Raw genomic sequence first — 18,859 nt, 5'->3', positions numbered from 1 at the left:
GCTGTCGCGACTCAGGGTTTAGCCTGAGGGCCAGTCATTCCGGCCCCGCGATTGCGCCAGATCGTCTTCACGGTAGTGCCATCGCGCTGCAGCAGCGAGCGTTCTTCGACCCAGGTGCGGTCAAGCCGTAGCTTGCCGTAGACCTCGAAGAATTGGGTGCTCACGCTGTGCTGGTTGGCGTTGAACTGGGCGCCGCCGTTGGGAAGGGCGGTGTTGGCGTCGGCAATCTGCTTGAAGAACGAACGTGTGCGTTTTTCCACCACCTGGCGCGCATCGCTGATGCTCAGCGACGGCAGGCTGGCGCTGATGGCTTCGGCGCTCGCGGTGTTGATGTTGAGCGGCGTGCGCACCGGAAGAATCGTGACGTAGGGTTCGAGAGCGGCCGCGGTCGATGGCGAAAGGCCGAGCCACACCAGTTGCGAAACCTCCTGAGGCATCAGTGGCGCCGCGCCGGCATCGCCGCCGCCCGCGGCATCGGTTCCGGTGGCGAGCGCGCGCACGAGGGAAGCGGTCATCACGCTGAGCTCCGAAGCGGGGAGGCCAAGGATGTTGAACAGCTTGGTGAAGGTGGCGACGCTCGCCGGCACCGGCTTGTTGCCGTCGACCAGCGACAGCACGTTGAGCTTGGATTGCGCATCGACGATGCGGCCCGAGAGGAATGCGTCGGGCAGCCCTTCGAGGTTGTCGCTGGCCACGTTCTTTTCGGCCGACAAAAAGCTGGCGAGCCTCGCTTCGGCAAGCGGCACGGCCCAGGGTTCAGCCAAGTGATCGGGCCCGCCGGTGAGGGCGTCTTCGCGCAGGATCAGGCGGGACCAGTCGAGCGCGCCGACCAGCACCCACGCCGCCTGCACGCGTCCGCGCTCGGCGGCCTCGACCTCGGACGAGCGCCATTGCTGCCACAGCGCCGCGGCCGAAAAAGTGGCGACCAGCATGACGGTCAGCATGGCCGCGAGCAGCGCGGCGCCCGACTGGCGGCCGGTACTTGCGCGCGGGGGGCTCGCAGAGAAAGGGAGGGGTGTCGTCACGATCGCGGCGCTCCCACCGTGGGCTTGACCCAGTCGCGCGTGATGGCGCCCGCCAGCCCGTCGCCGGGAGACAGGCTCAGCACCAGGCGAACCCCGTCGGGCATGTTCACGATGGCGCCGGTGGGGTTGGCCGGGTTCGCAGGGTTGGACGTGCCGCTCGGCAATTCGCCCGCAGGAGTCCAGATGTTTTCGCGGAAATAGAAGAGCTGCCAGCCATCGACCGGCATCAGGGCGGTTTCTCCGCTGCCGCCTTCCTGCGCCCAAGAGGCGGCCATGTTCCAGGCCTGCTGCCATTCGCCGCGCGTGGTGAAGGGCTGCGACTGCCAGCGCCGCCAACGGGTGCCGTCGACGCCCGAGCGCAGCGTCCACGCCACCACCAGCATGGCCGGTGCGGCCGCATCGCTGCTGCGGCGCGTGAGCCGCAGCACGCGGCCGTTCCAGTCGATGGGGCGGGTTTGCGCGAGCGAAGTCACGGCGTCGAGGTCGGCGCTCCATTGCGCGAGCGTGGTCTGCAGCGTCAGCACCGCGTCGGCGCGCTGCTGGTTTTGCATGGTGGCGCGCGACATGCTGTCGAGCCCGCGCCAGCTCACGATGGCAAGCAGCGCCATGACGGCAATGGCCACCAGCAGCTCGATCAAGGTGAAGCCCCCGCGGGCTTGCCGGCTTGCGACGCGGGGCATCAGAAGCGGCCCACCACGGTCGAGATGCGCAGCACCGGCGCGTTGGCCTCGTCGCGCACCTGCACGTCGACGCGCCGGAAGTTCGGATTGAGCGTGGCGATGGTGGAGGTCGTGACGTTGAAAGAAACGCCGGCCTGCACGCAGATGGAGCCCGAATCGCCCACGGCCGGCATTTGCCGCGCGAGCCGCGCCTTGGCGAGTTCGTTTTCTGCGCACAGGTCGGCCAGCAGCAGGTCGGACTGGCGCTGCGCATTGCGGGTCAGCGACATGGTGGCCTGCGACCCCGCCGCGAGCGCCAGCGCGACGATGCCGAGCGCAATCAGCACTTCGATCAGCGTGAATCCGCCGCATGCCGACCGGCGTCCGGCTGTCATGGCGTGCTCACGGTGAACGGCCGCAGGCCGTCGGTGGCAACGCGCAGCGAACGTGCGGGCGGGCCTTCGGAATAAAGGACGATCTGCTGCGCGGCAATGATCGGATCGGGCCCGAGCAGCACGGCGGGAACCGGCGCACCGTTGGCCAGTGCGGCCTGGGCGCTGATGCCGCTGGTGGCCCAGCCGTTGGGGAGGGCGTCGGGCGGCAGGCCCTCGAACACGAAGCTGCCGCCTTCCACCAGGCGCCATCGCACCGCGACGCCGCTTGCGCGCGACTGGGCGCGCGCCGATTCGAGCAGCGCCGCCAGCCGGTCGGCCTCGCGGTCGAGCCGGGCCGCGCTGCTGTCGCGCATCGCGAAGGTGACGCTGGCGGTGGCCATCGCGATGATCGCGATCACCACGATCAGCTCGAGCAGCGTGAAGCCGCCGGTGCGCCTACTGCCAGCTGCCGATGTCGGCATTCTTGCCCTCGCCACCGGCCTGGCCGTCGGCGCCGAGCGAGAGCACGTCGATTTCGCCCTTGATGCCCGGGTTCATGTATTGGTACGGATGGCCCCACGGATCATTGGGCAGCTTTTCGACGTACGGCTTCCAGTTGGGCGCGGCCGGGCCGGCGGTGGGGCGCACGAGCAGCGCCTGCAGGCCTTGCTCGGCGGTGGGATAGCGCTGGTTGTCCAGGCGATAGAGCTTGAGCGCCTGCATCAGGTTGTTGATGTCGGTCCTTGCGGCAGTCACGCGGGCGTCGTCCGCGCGCTCGATCACGTTCGGCACGATCAGCGCGGCAAGCACGCCGATGATGACCAGAACCACCATCAATTCGATCAGCGTGAAGCCGCGCTGGGCGGTGCGGGTGGCGGCGCGAAGGATTTTTTTCATAGCTTGGATGACATGGTTCGGAAGGCGCGCTGCATGATAATCCGCGCCCATGACAAGTCCCTATTCCGCCGCGCGCTGGCACGCCCCCGTTGCAACCACGGGACTCTGGGCGCTGGCCGCCGGTGCGGCGGTGTTCTGGGGTCTGCGGCTCGCCAGCCCGACCGAGCCTGTGGCCCCGGCGGCCACGATGCCCCGGGCGTCGGTTTCGGCCGATGCGGATGCGGTGGCACGCCTCCTCGGCGCGGTTTCGGCGTCGGAAGCGGCACCCGCTGCGCCGGAGGCTGCGAGCCGCTTTGCGTTGTCGGGCGTGGTGGCGGATCCGTTCAACCAGGGAGCCGCCCTGATCTCCATCGACGGCAAGCCTCCGCGACCGTTTCGCGTCGGTTCGCGTGTCGGCGACAACTATGTGCTGCAGTCGGTCGGGGTGCGTACGGCGACGCTCGGCGCCAGCGCAGCGGGGCCGGCGGCTTTCACGCTGCAGTTGCCCGTGCGGGCGCCGATCAGCGTCGGGAGCGCGGCTCCCCCGGGGATGACGCCTTCGCCACGGCCCAGCGGGCTGTTCCCCGCCACGGTTCCCCCCGTGGTGGCGCCGCCTGCCGATGCGGCTGCACCGCAGCAGATGTCTCCACCGGCGCCCGCGCCGCAGCCCCCTGCCCAACTCGCGCAGTAGGAAGAGGGGGCGCAGGCCGGCGCTCGGTCAGGCCTGCAGGAACAGGCGATACGCAGGGTTCGCCGTTTCCTCGACGTAGGGGTAGCCCAGCGTTTCGAGGAACGCGTCGAAGGCCGCGGCATCGCTGGCGGGAACCTGCAGCCCCACCAGGATCCGGCCGTAGTCGGCGCCCTGGTTGCGGTAGTGGAAGAGGCTGATGTTCCAGTTCGGCCGCATCAGGCTCAGGAACTTGAGCAGGGCGCCCGGGCGCTCCGGAAACACGAAGCGCAGCAGCCGCTCGTCATGCGCGAGGCTCGTGCGTCCGCCCACCAGATGCCGCAGATGCTCCTTGGCGAGCTCGTCGTGCGTGAGATCGAGCGCATCGAAGCCGTGGGCAATGAAGGTTTGCGCGATGGTGGTCGATTCACCGCGTGTGGACGTGGTCAAGCCCACGAACACATGGGCCTTGGCCGCATCGCTGATACGGTAGTTGAACTCCGTCACGTTGCGCAGCGCGCCGCCGGAGGAGCCGGTTTCCTTCGATTCGATGGCCGGCATCTCGCCGACCAGTTCGCAAAAGCGGCGAAAGCTGCCGCGCTCTTCAGGAATGGTCACCGCGAACAGCGCCTCGCGCTCCTCGCCGACCTCCGCGCGTTCGGCCACGAAGCGCAGCCGATCGAAATTCATGTTGGCCCCGCACAGGATGGCTGCGTAGGTCTCGCCATGGCGGCCGTGCCCGGCCACGTACTGCTTGATGGCGGCCACCGCGAGCGCGCCGGCCGGCTCGACGATGCTGCGTGTGTCGACGAAGACGTCCTTGATGGCCGCGCAGACGGCATCGGTGTCGACCGCGATGTATTCGTCGACCAGGTTGCTGGCAATGCGGAATGTCTCTTCGCCCACGAGCTTGACGGCTGTGCCGTCTGAAAACAGCCCGACGTCGGGCAGGCTCACGCGCTGGCGCGCCGCCACCGATTGCATCATCGCGTCGGAGTCGTTCATCTGGACGCCGATCACCTTGATCTCCGGACGCACCGCCTTGATGTAGTTGGCCACGCCCGAGATGAGCCCGCCGCCTCCGATCGCTACGAAGACCGCGTCGAGCCGACCCTGGTGCTGGCGCAGTATTTCCATTGCGATGGTGCCCTGGCCGGCGATCACGTCGGGATCGTCGAACGGGTGCACGAATGTCAGGCCTTGCTGGGCCTGCAGTTCCAGCGCATGCAGATAAGCATCCGAATAGCTGTCGCCATGCAGCACCACCTCGCCGCCGAAACCGCGCACCGCATCGATCTTGAGGCGCGGCGTGGTCACGGGCATGACCACCACGGCGCGCGTACCCAGCTTGCGTGCGCCCAGCGCCACGCCTTGGGCATGGTTGCCGGCCGATGCGCAGATGACCCCACTCGCGAGCTGCTCGGGCGTGAGATGCGCCATCTTGTTGTAGGCGCCGCGCAGCTTGAAGCTGAACACCGGCTGCTGGTCTTCGCGCTTGAGCAGCACGGTACTTCCAAGCCTCTCGCTGAGCGCGTTGGCTTTCTCCAGCGCGGATTCGACCGCCACGTCGTAAACGCGGGCGTTCAGAATTTTTCTGAGATAGTCGGCGGGCGTTAGTGCCGGAACAGGGACATCGCGCACGGTTTTTTCCAAGGGGAGTTTCAATTGATAAATGACGATGATAAGAGGCATCGGGATTGCATACGGGCTATGACATGGACACAAATGTCATAAACCTCATCCTGAGAGCCCCAGCGGCGAACGATTCCGGTTTTTTTGAGCGCGCCTATCCCGCGATCCATCCGTCCGCCAGTCAGTTAACAAATGAGCAAAATTTGTTATCAGTTTCTGTCAGCGACCTTTCCAAAGGATTGATGCAGGCAGAAGCGGCGCGTGTACAGCGCGGCGAAATCGGACGACCCACCTGGCAGGTGATGGGCAACAGATTGCAGGCCCATATCGTCCCTTTGCTGGGGGCTGTCCCAGCGCAAGCATTCGCCACCGCCGATGCGCAACGCCTGATCGACCATCTTGGAGAGCAGGGCTTCACCAGCACGACGATTGCGCAATACCTTGTATTGCTGCGAAAGGTGGTGATGCATGGCGTGAACATCGGTGTGCTTCGCGATGCGCCGGCCTTTCCGAAGGTCAAGGTGCGCAGCCAACCGCGCGGCAGCTTCAGCGTTGCGGAGTACCGGGCGCTCGTGGCGGCTGCACGCAGATTGCGCGGGCAGCCGCACCCGGTGCTTGACGAGCTGATTTCCGGCGAGCGCTTCTGGATTGCGCGCGAGTTGCTCGTCATGCCGGAAGAGCTGCCCTGGTTGATTCGCTGGATGGTGAACACCTTCGTTCGTCCGAGCGATATCAAGCTCATGAAGCACAAGCACATAGAAATCGTGCGCGGCAAGCACGTCTATTTGCGAATGAACTTGCCCGAAACCAAGCGACACAGCCAGCCCATCGTAAGCTTGCGTCCGGCTGTTCGGGTTTATGAATGCTTGCTCGAGCACCGCCGCGAGCAAGGCTCCGGCGGCGCGGAAGACTACATCTTCATGCCGCAATTGAAGAACCGGGAACACGCCCTTGCAGTGCTCAATTTTCTTTTCCATTGGGCACTCGAAGTGACTGCGCTCGAGAAGGGGCCGCTCGGTCAATCGAGGACGCTCTATTGCCTGCGCCACACCGCGATCACATTGCGGTTGTTGTACGGGCAGGGCATCGACATGCTGACCTTGGCGCGCAATGCGCGCACGAGCGTGAACATGGTCGAACGCTTCTACGCGTCGGTTCTGAACGGTGAAATGAATGTGGGCCTGCTGCAAAGCAGGCGTGGCCGTGCAAGCTGAACAAAGCCAAAAAGCCGCCCGGCTTGCGCTGGGCGGCTTGACACTGAATCGACTCGAACTGGCTGGAGCCAGCATCGGATCAGACCCGTGATCGATCAGAAGGCGTGGCGGATACCGAAGTCGTAGCCGGCCGAGTTCTTCGGGGTGAAGACGTTTGCGGCGTTGTTGTAGAAGGGTTGACCGCCCACCGACAGCGCTGCACCGTTCTTGTTGCTCACGCGAGCGATCGTTGCGTACAGAGCCGTGCGCTTCGACAGGTTGTGAACATAGCCAAGAGCCAGCTTGTTGGCCTTCGGGTTGTTGTTCTGGTCGTTGAAGAACAGGTCGTTGGTGGCGTTGCCCGTCTTGTACTTCACGGCCGAATAGGACGCGCGGATCAAGCCGGCACCCACGGGGACCGTCACGCCCAGCAACCAGCCGTTGAGCTTCGTGGATGGCACGGAAGCCGGTTGGACGACAAAGTTGCCATCGACGTCGGTCTTCAGCTTGGCCTGCGACAGTTCGCTGAAGAGTTTGACGGGACCGAAGTCATATGAAACGCCAAAATTCAGCGTGTTGACCTTGCCGGTCGTGCCAGCGTAGAAGTCGTCGGCAACGGTGCTTCGACCGTAGGCGAGTGCAATGTCGAGCGGTCCGTTGGCGTAGCCGAAGCGGCCACCGACGTAGCGGCCGGCGCGCGAGTTGTTGTCGACATCAGGCGTAGCCAGGCCGGGGCTGTACTTGGTCTTCTCATGGAACGCGTACATCAGCTGGCCGTAGAAACCGCCGAGGTTCGGCGGCAGGAAGTAGCCAATCGAATTGCTGGAGCGCGTGGAGTTGAGGTTGCCACCGAAACCGCCCGCGCCGCCCGTGGGGTTGAAGCCATTGGCCGTGGAGATCAGGTTGGTGCCCACGCCATTGGTGCCGAACGGATCGAACACGGTGTCGTTCCAGAAGCTGGGGGTGTAGTCGCGGCCAAGGCGGACTTCACCGAAACCACCCGACAGGCTCACGGTCGAACGGCGAGCGAAGGTCGCAACACCGGTGGCACCGTCGTCATTGGTGATCGGCGCTTCGAGCCAGAAGCTGGCTGCCAGGCCGCCGCCGAGGTCTTCGGTGCCACGGAAGCCGAGACGGCTGGAGTTGTAGCCCGAATTGGCCAGAACGGTCTTGCTGGTCTTGACGCTGCCTTTGTTGACGTACAGCGGGTTATAGACGGGGAAACCGAAAGCGTTGTACGACACGCCGTTGTACAGGTCACGCGAAGTTGCCGAATAGTGGCTGATCGAAGCGTCGACCACACCGAAGAGCGTGACGGACGACTGAGCCGAGGCAACACCGGCAACAGCCAGGGCAGCCAGAGCAACTGCCCTTCGGGCGCGAAAACCTAGAGTGGGCCTGGCCCCGCGCCGGGAGCGGCGACGCCGACCAAGAAAAAAGCCCCGAGCCTTGCAGCTCGGGGCTAAATCCACCAATTGGAAGGGTGGAGGAGACAACCGGTGCGCACATGTTCGTGCGCGATGAAATAAAGTATATCGACTGTTTGTTGCGTTGCAACAAGCAAGTGACACTTTTCCCACACACAAGTTGATTTCAGCGGCTTTTTTTGCTGAACATCGTGATTGGACCTGACGAAAATGGAATGCACAGTTACTTGGACCGGCGACGCCGGGACCCGATCAGCCATGGGCTTTGTGGCCGAAACAGGCAGCGGCCATGTCTTGACGATGGACGGCGCTGCCGATGCGGCAAAACCCGAGAATGGGGGGCAGAACCTGGCTGCCCGTCCCATGGAGACCGTGCTTGCCGGAACCGGTGGCTGTACGGCCTACGACGTGGTCCTGATACTGAAGCGCGGCCGCCACCGCGTAGAGCGCTGCAGCGTCAAGCTGACCAGCGAACGCGCCGAGAAGGACCCCAAGGTCTTCACGAAGATCCACATGCACTTCACCGTGGCCGGCAAGGGCATTCCGTCCTCTGCCGTCGAGCGTGCCATCGCGCTGAGCCACGAAACCTATTGTTCAGCGAGCATCATGCTCGCGAAGACGGCCGAGATCACCACCAGCTTCGATCTGATCGAAACCTGAGCCGCGAAAGCTTCAGATCCGGTGCGCCAGCGTAGTCATCACGCGGGAGGCGAACCGCATCAGGGCCTTCGCGGGCGCCGGCAACTCCGCAGCACCGGCGTCGATAGCCTGCGCGGCATGCCGTGCTTCATCGACCTTCATCTGTTCGACCACCGCCTTCGATGCGCTGTCGGCAGGCGGCAGACGGCCCAGATGGCTGTCCAGGTGGGCCTCCACCTGACGCTCGGTTTCGGCGACAAAGCCCAGGCTGAGCGGATCTCCCAGGCGTCCAGCCACTAGGCCCAGCCCGAAAGCGCCCGCATACCAGAGCGGATTCAAGACCGAGGGACGGGCGCCGAGATCGTCCAGCCGCTGGCGCGTCCAGGCCAGATGGTCTGTTTCTTCATGTGAGGCTTGGAGCAGGCGGTCCCGGAGGACGGGATCGCGCGCCACCGCCGCCTGCGCGGTGTAAAGCGCCTGGGCGCAGACCTCGCCCACATGGTTCACCCGCATCAGTGCGCCGGCCTCGCGCCGCTCCGAGTCGGTCATCTCACCGGGCGCCTGGAGCGGAGTAGGCATGGCCCGCGTGGCATGCGGCCGGGCAAAAAGGGTACGCAATGCCGCATCCGCCGCGGTCAAGACGGGATCGAGCGAAGAAGTCATGCCTCTATTTGAACGTATGAGGAAAAGACCAGGCGAAACACTTGCTTCATTTCACATCGTGGTTTGTGGAGACGCCCAAGTCCTTTGTTGCAGGAGTGCAACGAAACGCGCGGGCCACCGGAGATTTCGGGCGATTTGTTTTGCCCTGCCGCAGCGGCTCTGGTGCAATAGCATCAACTTCCCAAAAGGAGGTTGGCCCGGGGTCCGGTGGGAGCACTAAGTGCCAGTCACAGTGAGCCCTTCGCACCGGAGCCCTATGTTTAACCTTGGAGAAACTTGCAATGAAAAAATCTCTAGTTGCTCTGGCTGCCCTGGCTGTTGCCGGTGTTGCCTCGGCTCAGTCGTCCGTCACGCTCTTCGGTGTGGTCGACGCGTCGATCAGCGGCTACTCGAACACCTCGCGTGACCTGAACGGTGCCACGTTCCTGAACCCGTTCTACCTGAACCAGGGCAGCGTCAAGACGAGCCGTCGTGAACTGGCGAACTCGGGCTACAACTCCAGCCGTATCGGCTTCCGTGGTACGGAAGACCTCGGTGGTGGCCTGGCAGCCAGCTTCTGGCTCGAAGCTCCGATCTCCAACGACGACGGCCAGCAAGGTATCGCGACGTTCGCTCGTCGTTCGACCGTGAGCCTGTCGGGTGGTTTCGGTGAAGTCCGCCTCGGCCGTGACTACACCCCGACCTTCTGGAACGACACCGTGTTCGATCCGTTCGGCACCAACGGCGTGGGCACCAACCTGGTTTCGACGGCCAACACCGCCTTCGGCAACTTCCTGACCCCCGCTGCTTCGACCGCTCCGTTCACGAACGTTGGCAACAGCAACTACGTGCGCTCCAGCAACAGCATCGGCTACTTCCTGCCGCCGAACCTGGGTGGTTTCTACGGCCAACTCCAGTACGCCTTCAGCGAGAAGACCAAGTACGATCCGGGCACCGCTACGCCTAACGTCGCGAACAACTCGCGCGCTGGCCGTTACGTTGGTGGCCGCTTCGGCTATGCAAACGGTCCTCTGGACGTTGCAGTCGCTTACGGCAGCAGCACGATTGGCGACCAGTACTACGTCGGCACGACCACCAAGGTCAACACGCTGAACCTCGGCGCTTCGTATGACTTCGGTCCCGTGAAGCTCTTCGGTGAACTGTCGAAGGCCAAGAACAAGATCGACTACGAAGTCGAACCGTTCCTGGGCGGCCGTCCTGACGTCGACCTGACCGGCTACCTCCTCGGTGTGACCGTGCCCGTCGGTGCTGGCCTGATCCGCGCTTCGTACTCGCACGTCAAGTACGACGCCAACGCGCCTGTCGTGTTGTTCGCTCCTGCAGTTGCTGACCCGAAGGCTAACAAGCTGGCTCTCGGCTACGTGCACAACCTGTCGAAGCGCACGGCTCTGTACGCAACGATCGCTCGCGTGAGCAACAAGAACGGTGCAGCCCTGACCGTTGGCGGCCCGGCTTTCATCAGCACCGGCGTCTTCACCCCGAAGACCTCGACCGGCTACGACTTCGGTATCCGTCACGCTTTCTAATTTGAGGCTGGTGTAAGCCAGCTTTGAATCGAAAGACTAAAAAGCCACTCGACGAAAGTCGAGTGGCTTTTTTATTTGGTGCGCCGCTGGTGCATCGACCCTGGTAATACGCACCATCGGCGTGCACCCCCGGGGAACCCCCGTGCGGGCACGCACCTTGCACTGCTAGCATGCCGGTTCACTCTGCTTGTTGAATGATTGCCTTCGTCCTGCGCCGCTTGATCCAAGCCGTGATCGTCATGATCGCGGTCGCGTTCATCGCCTTTCTCCTTTTTCAATATGTAGGCGATCCCGTCGTCTTTCTGCTCGGCCAAGACGCCAAGCCCGAGCAGATTCGTGATCTGCGCGCCGCATTGGGGCTCGACCAGCCCTTCTTCGTGCAGTTCTGGCACTTTCTCGTCAACGCCGCACAAGGCGAATTCGGGCTGAGCCTGCGCCAGGGCGCGAAAGTGTCGCGCCTCATTGGCGAGCGCTTTCCGGCCACGCTCGAACTCGCACTCGTAGCCGCCGTGCTGGCCCTGTTCATCGGCATTCCGATGGGCGTCTACACCGCATTGCGCCGCGGCACCTTCCTGAGCCAGGTGTTCATGACCGTGTCGCTGCTCGGCGTGTCTCTTCCCACGTTTTTGATCGGCATCCTGCTGATCCTCGTCTTTGCCGTGCTGCTGGGCTGGTTCCCGAGTTTCGGGCGCGGAGAAACCGTGCAGTTCGGCTGGTGGAGCAGCGGTCTTTTCCGGGCTGACGGGTGGCATCACATCATCCTGCCGGCCGTGACGCTCGCGATCTTCCAGCTGACCTTGATCATGCGGCTGGTGCGCGCCGAGATGCTCGAGGTCTTGCGCACCGACTACATCAAGTTTGCGCGTGCCCGCGGCCTGACGAACCGTGCCATTCATTTCGGCCATGCACTCAAGAACACGCTGGTGCCCGTGATGACCATCACCGGCCTGCAGCTTGGCGGCCTCATCGCCTTTGCCATCATCACCGAATCGGTGTTCCAGTGGCCCGGCATGGGGCTGCTGTTCATCCAGGCCGTGACCTTTGCCGACGTTCCCGTGATGGCGGCCTACCTGTGCCTCATCGCCTTGATCTTCGTGGTGATCAATCTCGTGGTCGATCTGCTGTATTTCGTGGTCGATCCGCGGCTGCGCGTCGGCAAGGCGGGAGGACATTGAGATGACGGTTGCCGCAGCAGCGCCCCGGCTGCAAGCCTCCGGGCGGGCATTTGCGCACATCGCGAGCTTCTACCCGGAGATCACGGCGTTTCGCCGCGATCTGCACGCCCACCCGGAGCTCGGTTTCGAAGAGGTCTACACGGCCGGCCGGGTGCGCGAAGCGCTGCGTGCCTGCGGCGTGGACGAGATCCACGACGGCATCGGCAAGACCGGCGTGGTGGGCGTCATCCGCGGCAGGTCGATGGCAAGCGGGCGGATGATCGGCCTGCGCGCCGACATGGACGCGCTGCCCATGCGCGAGGACAACGACTTCGGCTGGCGCTCCGCCAACGACGGCCTGATGCACGGCTGCGGGCACGACGGGCACACGGCCATGCTGGTCGGTGCCGCACGCTATCTTGCCGAAACGCGCAACTTCGACGGCACCGCGGTGCTGATCTTCCAACCCGGCGAAGAAGGCTTTGCCGGCGCGCGCGTGATGATCGAAGACGGCCTGTTCGACCGCTTTCCGGTGCAGTCGGTCTATGCGATGCACAACTGGCCCGGCATGCCGGCCGGCACCGTAGGCATCAACCGCGGCGCCATGATGGCCGCGGCCGACCGCGTCACCATCGAGATCAAGGGCAAGGGCGGGCATGGCGCCCATGCTTACCAGACCATCGATCCCGTGGTGGTGGCCGCGCACATCATCACGGCCGCGCAAACCATCGTGTCGCGCAGCGTGCGGCCCATCGACGCGGCGGTCGTCAGCATCTGCGCCGTGCAGGCCGGCGACCTGGGCGCGATGAGCGTGATTCCGGGCGAGGCCACGCTCGTCGGTACCGTACGCACCTTCAGCGCCCGCGTGCAGGCGCAGGTCGAACAGCGCCTGACCGAACTTTGCACGGCCATCGCCGCGGGCTTCGGCGCCACCGCCACCATCAAGTACGAGCGCATCTATCCGGCCACCATCAACACCGCCCCCGAGGCGATGTTCGCGGCCGACGTGGCCGAGTCTCTGGTGGGCGCTTCCAACGTCGACCGCAGCATGGAGCCCAGCATGGGCGCGGAAGACTTTTCATTCATGCTGCAGAAAAAGGCCGGTGCCTACCTGCGCATCGGCCAGGATGCGAGGAACGGTGCCTTCCTGCACAACAGCCGCTACGACTTCAACGACGAGATTCTGCCGCTTGGCGCCGCATTGCATGCGGGGTTGATCGAGCAGGGCATGCCGCTGGCTGCTACCCGCAGCGAGCAGCCAAGGAAAGACGCCGCTACCGCGGCGCCTTGATGTATTTCCGATTCCAACCCGAGGAGTGTTCCCAATGAGTTTCCAGAAGAAGGCGGCCGCGGTCGCAGTTTTGTGCGTGCTGGGCGCCACCAGCCTCTTGGCCGGTGCGCAGACCATCCGCATCGCGAACCAGGGAGATGCGCTGTCGCTCGACCCGCATTCGCTCAATGAATCGTTGCAGCTAAGCACCACCGCCAACGTCTATGAAACGCTGGTCGGCCGCAACAAGGACCTGAGCGTTGCGCCGCTGCTGGCTACCAGCTGGAAGCAGACCTCGCCCACCGTGTGGCGCTTCGAACTGCGCAAGAACGTCCAGTTCCACGACGGCACGCCATTCACCGCCGACGACGTGCTCTTCAGCTTTGCCCGCGCCGCCGGCGAAGGCTCCGACATGAAGTCCAACACCACGGACATCAAGGAAGTCCGCAAGGTCGATGCCCACACCATCGAGATCGAGACCAAGGGTCCGTTCCCCATTCTTCCCGACGTCATCACCCAGCTCATGATCATGAGCAAGAAGTGGTGCGAGGAGAACAAGGCCGTCACGCCGGTCGACCGCCGCAAGGGCATCGAGAACACCGCCTCGTTCAAGGCCAACGGCACGGGCCCGTTCCGCGTGCGCGAACGCCAGCCCAACGTGCGCACGGTGTTCGTGCGCAATCCCACCTACTGGGGCAAGATCGAAGGCAACGCGCAAGAGATCATCTTCACGCCCATTGCCAACCCGGCCACCCGTGTCGCGGCCCTCGTGTCCGGCGAGATCGACGTGATGGAGCCGGTGCCGGTGCAGGACGTGGCGCGCATCAACGCCAGCCCCAATGCACGCGTCATCTCCGGCCCCGAGCTGCGCACCATCTTCCTGGGCATGGACCAGAAACGCGACGAGCTGCTGTACTCGAGCGTCAAGGGCAAGAACCCGTTCAAGGACAAGCGCGTGCGACAGGCCTTCTACCAGGCCATCGACATCGTCGGCATCCAGCGCACCGTGATGCGCGGCGCTTCGCGCCCCACCGCCCTGATGGTCGGCCCCGGCATCAATGGCTGGACCGAAGCGCAGGACAAGCGCCTGCCCTACGACGTCGAGGCGGCCAAGAAGCTGCTGACCGAAGCCGGTTATCCCAACGGCTTTGAAGTGACGATGAACTGCCCGAACGACCGCTACGTGAACGACGGGCAGATCTGCCAGAGCGTGGCCTCCAACCTCGCGAAGATCGGCGTCAAGATCAACCTCGCCGCGGAAACCAAGGGCACCTACTTCCCCAAGATCCTGCGCCGCGACACCAGCTTCTACCTGCTGGGCTGGACCCCGACCACCTATGACTCGCACAACGCGCTGACCGCATTGACGGCGTGCCCCGACGACAAGACCGGTGCCGGCCAGTTCAACCTGGGTGCCTACTGCAATCCCAAGGTGGACGAGCTGACCAAGAAGATCCAGTCGGAAACCGACAAGCCCAAGCGCGACGCAATGATCAAGGAAGCCTTCGACCTGCACGCCGCCGACGTCGGCCACCTGCCGCTGCATCAGCAGGCGCTTGCCTGGGGTGTGAGCAAGAAGGTGGCGCTCACGCAGATGGCCGACAACTACATGCCCTTCAAGTGGATGAGCATCAAGCCGTGATCCCGCTGGCCGCTCGCCAATGGGCGGCCTGAGTGGCTCGATCCTGGGCCCGCTTCTTGCGGGCCCATCCTTTTTTCTCACGATGAAAAAAACACTTGCCCGCTGGCTCGACAGCGATGTCGGCTACAGCTTCCGCACTTCGCCCGTGGCGATGGCGGCGGCGCTCATCGCGCTGGTCTGCCTGTTCTGTGCGGTCTTTGCAGGATGGGTCTCGCCGCACAATCCATTCGACCTCGCGACGCTCGAACTGGGCGACGCGCGCCTGCCACCTGCGTGGAGCGCCGAAGGCTCTTCCAAATACCTGCTCGGCACCGACGACCAGGGCCGCGACATTCTCTCGGCCGTGATCTATGGCGCGCGCATCTCGCTGATCGTCGGCATCGTGTCGGTGATGCTCTCGATCACGGTGGGCGTGGTGCTCGGCCTTCTCGCCGGTTTTCTTGGTGGCTGGCTCGACTCGTTCCTCATGCGCCTGTGCGACGTGATGTTGTCGTTTCCGCCCATCCTGGTGGCGCTGCTGATCGCTGGTGTCGGCCGTGCGCTGTTCCCCAACGCGCACGAGTCGCTGGCCTTCGGCGTGCTCATCATCTCCATCTCGCTGACCGGCTGGGTGCAGTACGCGCGCACGGTGCGCGGCTCCACGCTGGTGGAGCGCAACAAGGAATACGTGCAGGCCGCCCGTGTGACCGGCGTGGCGCCGCTGCGCATCATGCTGCGCCACGTGCTGCCCAACGTGATGGGGCCGGTGATGGTGCTCGCCACCATCCAGGTGGCCACCGCCATCATCACCGAGGCGACCTTGTCGTTCCTCGGCGTCGGCGTGCCGCCGACCTCGCCTTCGCTGGGCACGCTGATCAGCATCGGCAACCAGTACCTGTTCTCGGGCGAATGGTGGATCACCGTGTTCCCGGGCCTGATGCTGGTGCTGATTGCGCTCAGCGTGAACCTGCTCGGCGACTGGCTGCGTGACGCGCTGAACCCGCGCCTGCGCTGAAACAAAAAGGACAACGCCACCATGACGCTGCTCCAGGTCAACAACCTCGTCGTCGAGTTTCCGCACCGCCGCGGCACGCTGCGCGCGCTCGACGGGATTTCCTTCGACATCGCACCGGGCGAAATCCTGGGCGTGGTCGGCGAGTCGGGTGCCGGCAAGTCGCTCACGGGCGCGGCCATCATCGGCTTGCTCGAGCCGCCGGGCCGCGTGGCCAGCGGCGAAATCGTGCTCGAAGGCCAGCGCATCGACAACCTCGGTTTCGATGCGATGCGGCCCATCCGGGGCCGCAAGATCGGCGCGATCTTTCAAGACCCGCTGACTTCGCTGAACCCGCTCTACACCGTCGGCCGCCAGCTGGTGGAGACCATCCGCGCCCACCTGCCGGTGACGGAAGCGGAGGCACGGCGCCGCGCCATCAGCCTGCTGCAGGACACTGGCATTCCCGCCGCCGAGCAGCGCATCGACCATTTTCCGCACCAATTCTCGGGTGGCATGCGCCAGCGCGTGGTGATTGCGCTGGCGCTTGCGGCCGAGCCCAAGCTCATCGTGGCCGACGAGCCGACCACCGCGCTCGACGTCTCGATACAGGCGCAGATCATCCAGCTGCTCAAGCGCATCTGCAAGGAGCGCGGCGCGGCGGTGATGCTGATCACGCACGACATGGGCGTGATTGCCGAAACCTGCGACCGCGTGGCCGTGATGTACGCGGGCCGCATCGCCGAGATCGGCCCGGTGCACGAAGTGATCCACCAGCCGGCGCATCCCTACACCTCCGGCCTGATGGCGTCGATTCCCGACATGACGAGCGACCGCGAACGGCTCAACCAGATCGACGGTGCGATGCCGCGGCTCAATGCCATTCCGAAGGGCTGCGCCTACAACCCGCGCTGCCCGCGCACCTTTGCACGCTGCTTGGAGGAACGGCCCGAGCTCATGCACGCGGGCGCCACGCGCGCCGCCTGCTGGCTGCACGATGCCGCCGATCCGCACCGGGGCCAGGCCGAACTCGCCGCCCGGCACCACGAGGCGCAGCGTGCCGGCGAACGCGCTACGCCCGACGCCACCGCACCGCTCGCCGAGGTGACACGATGAGCACAGTGATCGAACCCCGCAAGGCCCCGGAGGGCGAGCCGCTCGTGGTGGCGCACGACCTGGCCCGGACCTTCGACGTGTCGCCGCCCTGGCTCAACCGCGTGCTCGAACGCAAGCCGCGCGTGCTGCTGCATGCGGTGGATGGCGTGAGCTTTTCCATCGAGCGCGGCAAGACACTGGCGCTGGTCGGCGAATCGGGCTGCGGCAAGAGCACGGTGGCCCGCCTGCTGGTCGGTCTCTATGCGCCGACCCGCGGCGGCCTGCAGTTCGACGGACAGGACGCGCATGCTGCGTTCAAGACCCCCGAAGGCCGCAAGCTGCGCCGCCGCATCCAGATGATCTTCCAGGACCCTTACGCGAGCCTCAACCCGCGCTGGATCGTCGAGGACATCGTCGGCGAACCGCTGCGCGAGCACGGCATCCTCAGCGGCAAGGCCGAGCTGCGCGAGCGCGTGGGCGAGCTGCTCAAGTCCGTCGGCCTTTCGCCGCTGGACATGAGCAAGTACCCGCACCAGTTCTCCGGCGGCCAGCGCCAGCGCATTTCGATTGCGCGTGCGCTCGCCACGCAGCCCGAGTTCCTGGTGTGCGACGAACCCACCTCCGCGCTCGACGTCAGCGTGCAGGCGCAGGTGCTCAACATCATGAAGGACCTGCAGCGCCAGCAGGGACTGACCTATCTCTTCATCTCGCACAACCTCGCGGTGGTGCGGCACGTGGCCGACCAGGTCGGCGTGATGTACCTCGGCCGGCTGGTCGAGGTGGCCGACAAGCAGAAGCTCTTCGCCGAGCCGCAGCATCCGTACACGCGCATGCTGCTCGACGCGATTCCGCAGATGAAGCACACCGGCCGCTCGCGCACGCCGGTGCAGGGCGAAGTGCCGAACCCGCTGAACCCGCCCGCGGGCTGCGCATTTCATCCGCGCTGCCCGCATGCGAATGCGCGGTGCTCGGCCGAGCGGCCGAATCTGTTGAGCATCAAGGGTGTGCAGGTCGCCTGCCATGCGGTGGAAGAAGGGCGCATCGGCTGAAAAGCGTGCGTAAACGCACTGAGGCGCCCGGGAGACCCGTGCAGAGTGCGGTGATGACGATGAAGAAGCCCCCACCCGCAGATAGTGCAGACAGCAGCCACACGATTCGGCCGGCGTTCGGCCGCCGCGGCTTTCTCATGGGTTCCGCGCTCGGGGCGACCGCAACGCTGGCCTCGCTGTGTTCGTTGTCGCACGCCGCCGCCGGTGCCTCCTCGCAGCGGATGCCGGTCATCTTCATCGGCCACGGCTCGCCCATGAACGCGCTGGCCGACAACGCCTTCACGCGCCGGCTGTCCACCTGGGGCAGGGAGCTCCCAAGGCCCTCGGCCATCCTGAGCGTTTCAGCCCACTGGCTGAGCCGCGGCGCCACCGGCGTTGGAATGCAGGAGCGGCCGAAGACGATCCATGATTTCGGTGGTTTCCCGCAGGCGCTTTTCGACATCGAGTACCCGGCGCCGGGCCATCCAGCGCTCGCACGCGAAACCGTTGGCGCGGTGAAGCAGGCTTCGGTGGTGGGCACCCAGCAGTGGGGCCTGGACCACGGAACGTGGACGGTGCTCAAGCACCTCTACCCGAAGGCCGACATCCCCGTTTTCCAGCTCAGCATCGACTACGACAAGCCGGCAGCTTTTCACTATGCCGTCGGCCGCGATCTCGCGGCACTGCGCGACAAGGGTGTGCTCGTGATGGGTAGCGGCAACGTGGTGCACAACCTGCGCGCCACCGACCGCGGCACGGCCGATGGGCTCACGGCAAGCCGGCCGTGGGCGCAATCGTTCGACGATGCGGTGAAGGCCGCGCTCGCGGCCCGGGACGACCGTGCGCTGGTCGGCTACGAAAAACTCGAGGGTGCCGCCACCGCGGTCGCGATGCCGGACCACTACTTTCCGTTTCTCTACGCGCTCGGTGCCGCGGGGACGGGCGAACGCGCGAAAACGGTCTATGAAGGGTTCCAGTCGGGCACGCTCAGCATGCGCTGCGTCCAGTTCGGCTGAGCG

The 18,859-nt window shown here is 65.0% G+C and carries 19 protein-coding genes; 11 read left to right on the top strand and 8 right to left on the bottom strand.

The window, feature by feature from the left end:
- Positions 1-11: 11 nt before the first annotated feature.
- The 5 genes from gspK to gspG all read right to left on the bottom strand — a co-directional run bounded on the left by gspK (position 12) and on the right by gspG (position 2,955).
- Positions 12-944 (bottom strand): type II secretion system minor pseudopilin GspK, encoded by a 933-nt coding sequence (gene gspK / locus ACAM55_RS19685; protein WP_369656429.1) that lies wholly within the window; start codon positions 942-944, stop codon positions 12-14.
- Between the two features lie 77 nt (positions 945-1,021).
- On the bottom strand, positions 1,022-1,705 hold the full coding sequence (locus tag ACAM55_RS19680) for a type II secretion system protein J (protein ID WP_369653152.1): 684 nt from the start codon (positions 1,703-1,705) through the stop codon (positions 1,022-1,024).
- Positions 1,705-2,079: a type II secretion system minor pseudopilin GspI gene (gene gspI, locus ACAM55_RS19675; RefSeq protein ID WP_369653151.1), complete on the bottom strand. Its 375-nt coding sequence runs from the start codon at positions 2,077-2,079 to the stop codon at positions 1,705-1,707. Before gspI ends, ACAM55_RS19680 begins: the two co-directional genes overlap by 1 nt.
- The gene (locus ACAM55_RS19670; protein ID WP_369653150.1) at positions 2,076-2,540 is read right to left on the bottom strand and encodes a GspH/FimT family pseudopilin; all 465 of its coding nucleotides are present in this window, start codon (positions 2,538-2,540) and stop codon (positions 2,076-2,078) included. Before ACAM55_RS19670 ends, gspI begins: the two co-directional genes overlap by 4 nt.
- Positions 2,515-2,955, bottom strand: coding sequence for a type II secretion system major pseudopilin GspG (gene gspG, locus ACAM55_RS19665; protein WP_307580078.1), 441 nt, complete (start codon positions 2,953-2,955; stop codon positions 2,515-2,517). The genes ACAM55_RS19670 and gspG overlap by 26 nt, the downstream gene beginning before the upstream one ends.
- A 49-nt stretch (positions 2,956-3,004) precedes the next feature.
- On the opposite strand from gspG, the gene ACAM55_RS19660 reads away from it, so the two are divergent.
- Entirely contained in the window at positions 3,005-3,625 is a 621-nt protein-coding gene (locus ACAM55_RS19660) for a hypothetical protein (protein WP_369653149.1), read from the top strand.
- Positions 3,626-3,652: 27 nt separating this feature from the next.
- Here the strand turns inward: ACAM55_RS19660 and ilvA are convergent, their stop codons facing one another.
- Positions 3,653-5,293 (bottom strand): threonine ammonia-lyase, biosynthetic, encoded by a 1,641-nt coding sequence (ilvA, locus tag ACAM55_RS19655; RefSeq protein ID WP_369653148.1) that lies wholly within the window; start codon positions 5,291-5,293, stop codon positions 3,653-3,655.
- A 23-nt stretch (positions 5,294-5,316) separates the two neighbouring features.
- Between ilvA and ACAM55_RS19650 the strand changes: the two genes are divergently transcribed.
- Positions 5,317-6,447, top strand: coding sequence for a hypothetical protein (locus tag ACAM55_RS19650; protein ID WP_369653147.1), 1,131 nt, complete (start codon positions 5,317-5,319; stop codon positions 6,445-6,447).
- Positions 6,448-6,542: 95 nt separating this feature from the next.
- On the opposite strand, the gene ACAM55_RS19645 is transcribed toward ACAM55_RS19650, so the two are convergent.
- Positions 6,543-7,787 (bottom strand): porin, encoded by a 1,245-nt coding sequence (locus tag ACAM55_RS19645; RefSeq protein WP_369656428.1) that lies wholly within the window; start codon positions 7,785-7,787, stop codon positions 6,543-6,545.
- A gap of 276 nt (positions 7,788-8,063) precedes the next feature.
- Here ACAM55_RS19645 and ACAM55_RS19640 point away from each other — a divergent pair, with 276 nt between their 5' ends.
- Positions 8,064-8,513: an OsmC family protein gene (locus ACAM55_RS19640; protein ID WP_369653146.1), complete on the top strand. Its 450-nt coding sequence runs from the start codon at positions 8,064-8,066 to the stop codon at positions 8,511-8,513.
- A gap of 12 nt (positions 8,514-8,525) precedes the next feature.
- On the opposite strand, the gene coq7 is transcribed toward ACAM55_RS19640, so the two are convergent.
- Complete coding sequence (coq7, locus tag ACAM55_RS19635) at positions 8,526-9,155, bottom strand: 2-polyprenyl-3-methyl-6-methoxy-1,4-benzoquinone monooxygenase (protein WP_369653145.1); 630 nt, start codon at positions 9,153-9,155, stop codon at positions 8,526-8,528.
- A 281-nt stretch (positions 9,156-9,436) separates the two neighbouring features.
- Here coq7 and ACAM55_RS19630 point away from each other — a divergent pair, with 281 nt between their 5' ends.
- The 8 genes from ACAM55_RS19630 to ygiD all read left to right on the top strand — a co-directional run bounded on the left by ACAM55_RS19630 (position 9,437) and on the right by ygiD (position 18,856).
- Entirely contained in the window at positions 9,437-10,681 is a 1,245-nt protein-coding gene (locus ACAM55_RS19630; protein ID WP_369653144.1) for a porin, read from the top strand.
- Between the two features lie 194 nt (positions 10,682-10,875).
- A complete protein-coding gene (locus ACAM55_RS19625) occupies positions 10,876-11,856 on the top strand; it encodes an ABC transporter permease (RefSeq protein WP_028259794.1) in 981 nt (326 codons plus the stop codon).
- Between the two features lies 1 nt (position 11,857).
- Entirely contained in the window at positions 11,858-13,126 is a 1,269-nt protein-coding gene (locus tag ACAM55_RS19620) for a M20 aminoacylase family protein (protein ID WP_369653143.1), read from the top strand.
- A gap of 34 nt (positions 13,127-13,160) precedes the next feature.
- On the top strand, positions 13,161-14,747 hold the full coding sequence (locus ACAM55_RS19615) for an ABC transporter substrate-binding protein (protein ID WP_369653142.1): 1,587 nt from the start codon (positions 13,161-13,163) through the stop codon (positions 14,745-14,747).
- 82 nt (positions 14,748-14,829) lie between these two features.
- Positions 14,830-15,741, top strand: a complete 912-nt coding sequence (locus ACAM55_RS19610; protein WP_369653141.1) for an ABC transporter permease — start codon at positions 14,830-14,832, stop codon at positions 15,739-15,741.
- A 21-nt stretch (positions 15,742-15,762) separates the two neighbouring features.
- Complete coding sequence (locus ACAM55_RS19605; protein WP_369653140.1) at positions 15,763-16,833, top strand: ABC transporter ATP-binding protein; 1,071 nt, start codon at positions 15,763-15,765, stop codon at positions 16,831-16,833.
- Positions 16,830-17,861, top strand: a complete 1,032-nt coding sequence (locus tag ACAM55_RS19600) for an ABC transporter ATP-binding protein (protein ID WP_369653139.1) — start codon at positions 16,830-16,832, stop codon at positions 17,859-17,861. The genes ACAM55_RS19605 and ACAM55_RS19600 overlap by 4 nt, the downstream gene beginning before the upstream one ends.
- A 59-nt stretch (positions 17,862-17,920) precedes the next feature.
- Positions 17,921-18,856 carry a 4,5-DOPA dioxygenase extradiol gene (gene ygiD / locus ACAM55_RS19595; protein ID WP_369653138.1) on the top strand — a complete coding sequence of 312 codons (936 nt, stop codon included), beginning with the start codon at positions 17,921-17,923 and terminating at the stop codon, positions 18,854-18,856.
- Positions 18,857-18,859 lie beyond the last annotated feature (3 nt).

Source organism: Variovorax sp. V213, from assembly GCF_041154455.1.
Taxonomy (GTDB): domain Bacteria; phylum Pseudomonadota; class Gammaproteobacteria; order Burkholderiales; family Burkholderiaceae_C; genus Variovorax.
Note: the sequence above shows the minus strand (reverse complement) of the source record. Positions and strands in the feature narration are given on the sequence as shown.

Excerpts from the sequence above, each read along its gene's own strand:
- gspK (WP_369656429.1), bottom strand. The coding sequence starts at position 944 with ATGCTGACCGTCATGCTGGTCGCCACTTTTTCGGCCGCGGCGCTGTGG.
- ACAM55_RS19680 (WP_369653152.1), bottom strand. The coding sequence starts at position 1,705 with ATGCCCCGCGTCGCAAGCCGGCAAGCCCGCGGGGGCTTCACCTTGATC.
- gspI (WP_369653151.1), bottom strand. The coding sequence starts at position 2,079 with ATGACAGCCGGACGCCGGTCGGCATGCGGCGGATTCACGCTGATCGAA.
- ACAM55_RS19670 (WP_369653150.1), bottom strand. The coding sequence starts at position 2,540 with ATGCCGACATCGGCAGCTGGCAGTAGGCGCACCGGCGGCTTCACGCTG.
- gspG (WP_307580078.1), bottom strand. The coding sequence starts at position 2,955 with ATGAAAAAAATCCTTCGCGCCGCCACCCGCACCGCCCAGCGCGGCTTC.
- ACAM55_RS19660 (WP_369653149.1), top strand. The coding sequence starts at position 3,005 with ATGACAAGTCCCTATTCCGCCGCGCGCTGGCACGCCCCCGTTGCAACC.
- ilvA (WP_369653148.1), bottom strand. The coding sequence starts at position 5,293 with ATGCCTCTTATCATCGTCATTTATCAATTGAAACTCCCCTTGGAAAAA.
- ACAM55_RS19650 (WP_369653147.1), top strand. The coding sequence starts at position 5,317 with ATGGACACAAATGTCATAAACCTCATCCTGAGAGCCCCAGCGGCGAAC.
- ACAM55_RS19640 (WP_369653146.1), top strand. The coding sequence starts at position 8,064 with ATGGAATGCACAGTTACTTGGACCGGCGACGCCGGGACCCGATCAGCC.
- coq7 (WP_369653145.1), bottom strand. The coding sequence starts at position 9,155 with ATGACTTCTTCGCTCGATCCCGTCTTGACCGCGGCGGATGCGGCATTG.
- ACAM55_RS19630 (WP_369653144.1), top strand. The coding sequence starts at position 9,437 with ATGAAAAAATCTCTAGTTGCTCTGGCTGCCCTGGCTGTTGCCGGTGTT.
- ACAM55_RS19625 (WP_028259794.1), top strand. The coding sequence starts at position 10,876 with ATGATTGCCTTCGTCCTGCGCCGCTTGATCCAAGCCGTGATCGTCATG.
- ACAM55_RS19620 (WP_369653143.1), top strand. The coding sequence starts at position 11,858 with ATGACGGTTGCCGCAGCAGCGCCCCGGCTGCAAGCCTCCGGGCGGGCA.
- ACAM55_RS19615 (WP_369653142.1), top strand. The coding sequence starts at position 13,161 with ATGAGTTTCCAGAAGAAGGCGGCCGCGGTCGCAGTTTTGTGCGTGCTG.
- ACAM55_RS19610 (WP_369653141.1), top strand. The coding sequence starts at position 14,830 with ATGAAAAAAACACTTGCCCGCTGGCTCGACAGCGATGTCGGCTACAGC.
- ACAM55_RS19605 (WP_369653140.1), top strand. The coding sequence starts at position 15,763 with ATGACGCTGCTCCAGGTCAACAACCTCGTCGTCGAGTTTCCGCACCGC.
- ACAM55_RS19600 (WP_369653139.1), top strand. The coding sequence starts at position 16,830 with ATGAGCACAGTGATCGAACCCCGCAAGGCCCCGGAGGGCGAGCCGCTC.
- ygiD (WP_369653138.1), top strand. The coding sequence starts at position 17,921 with ATGAAGAAGCCCCCACCCGCAGATAGTGCAGACAGCAGCCACACGATT.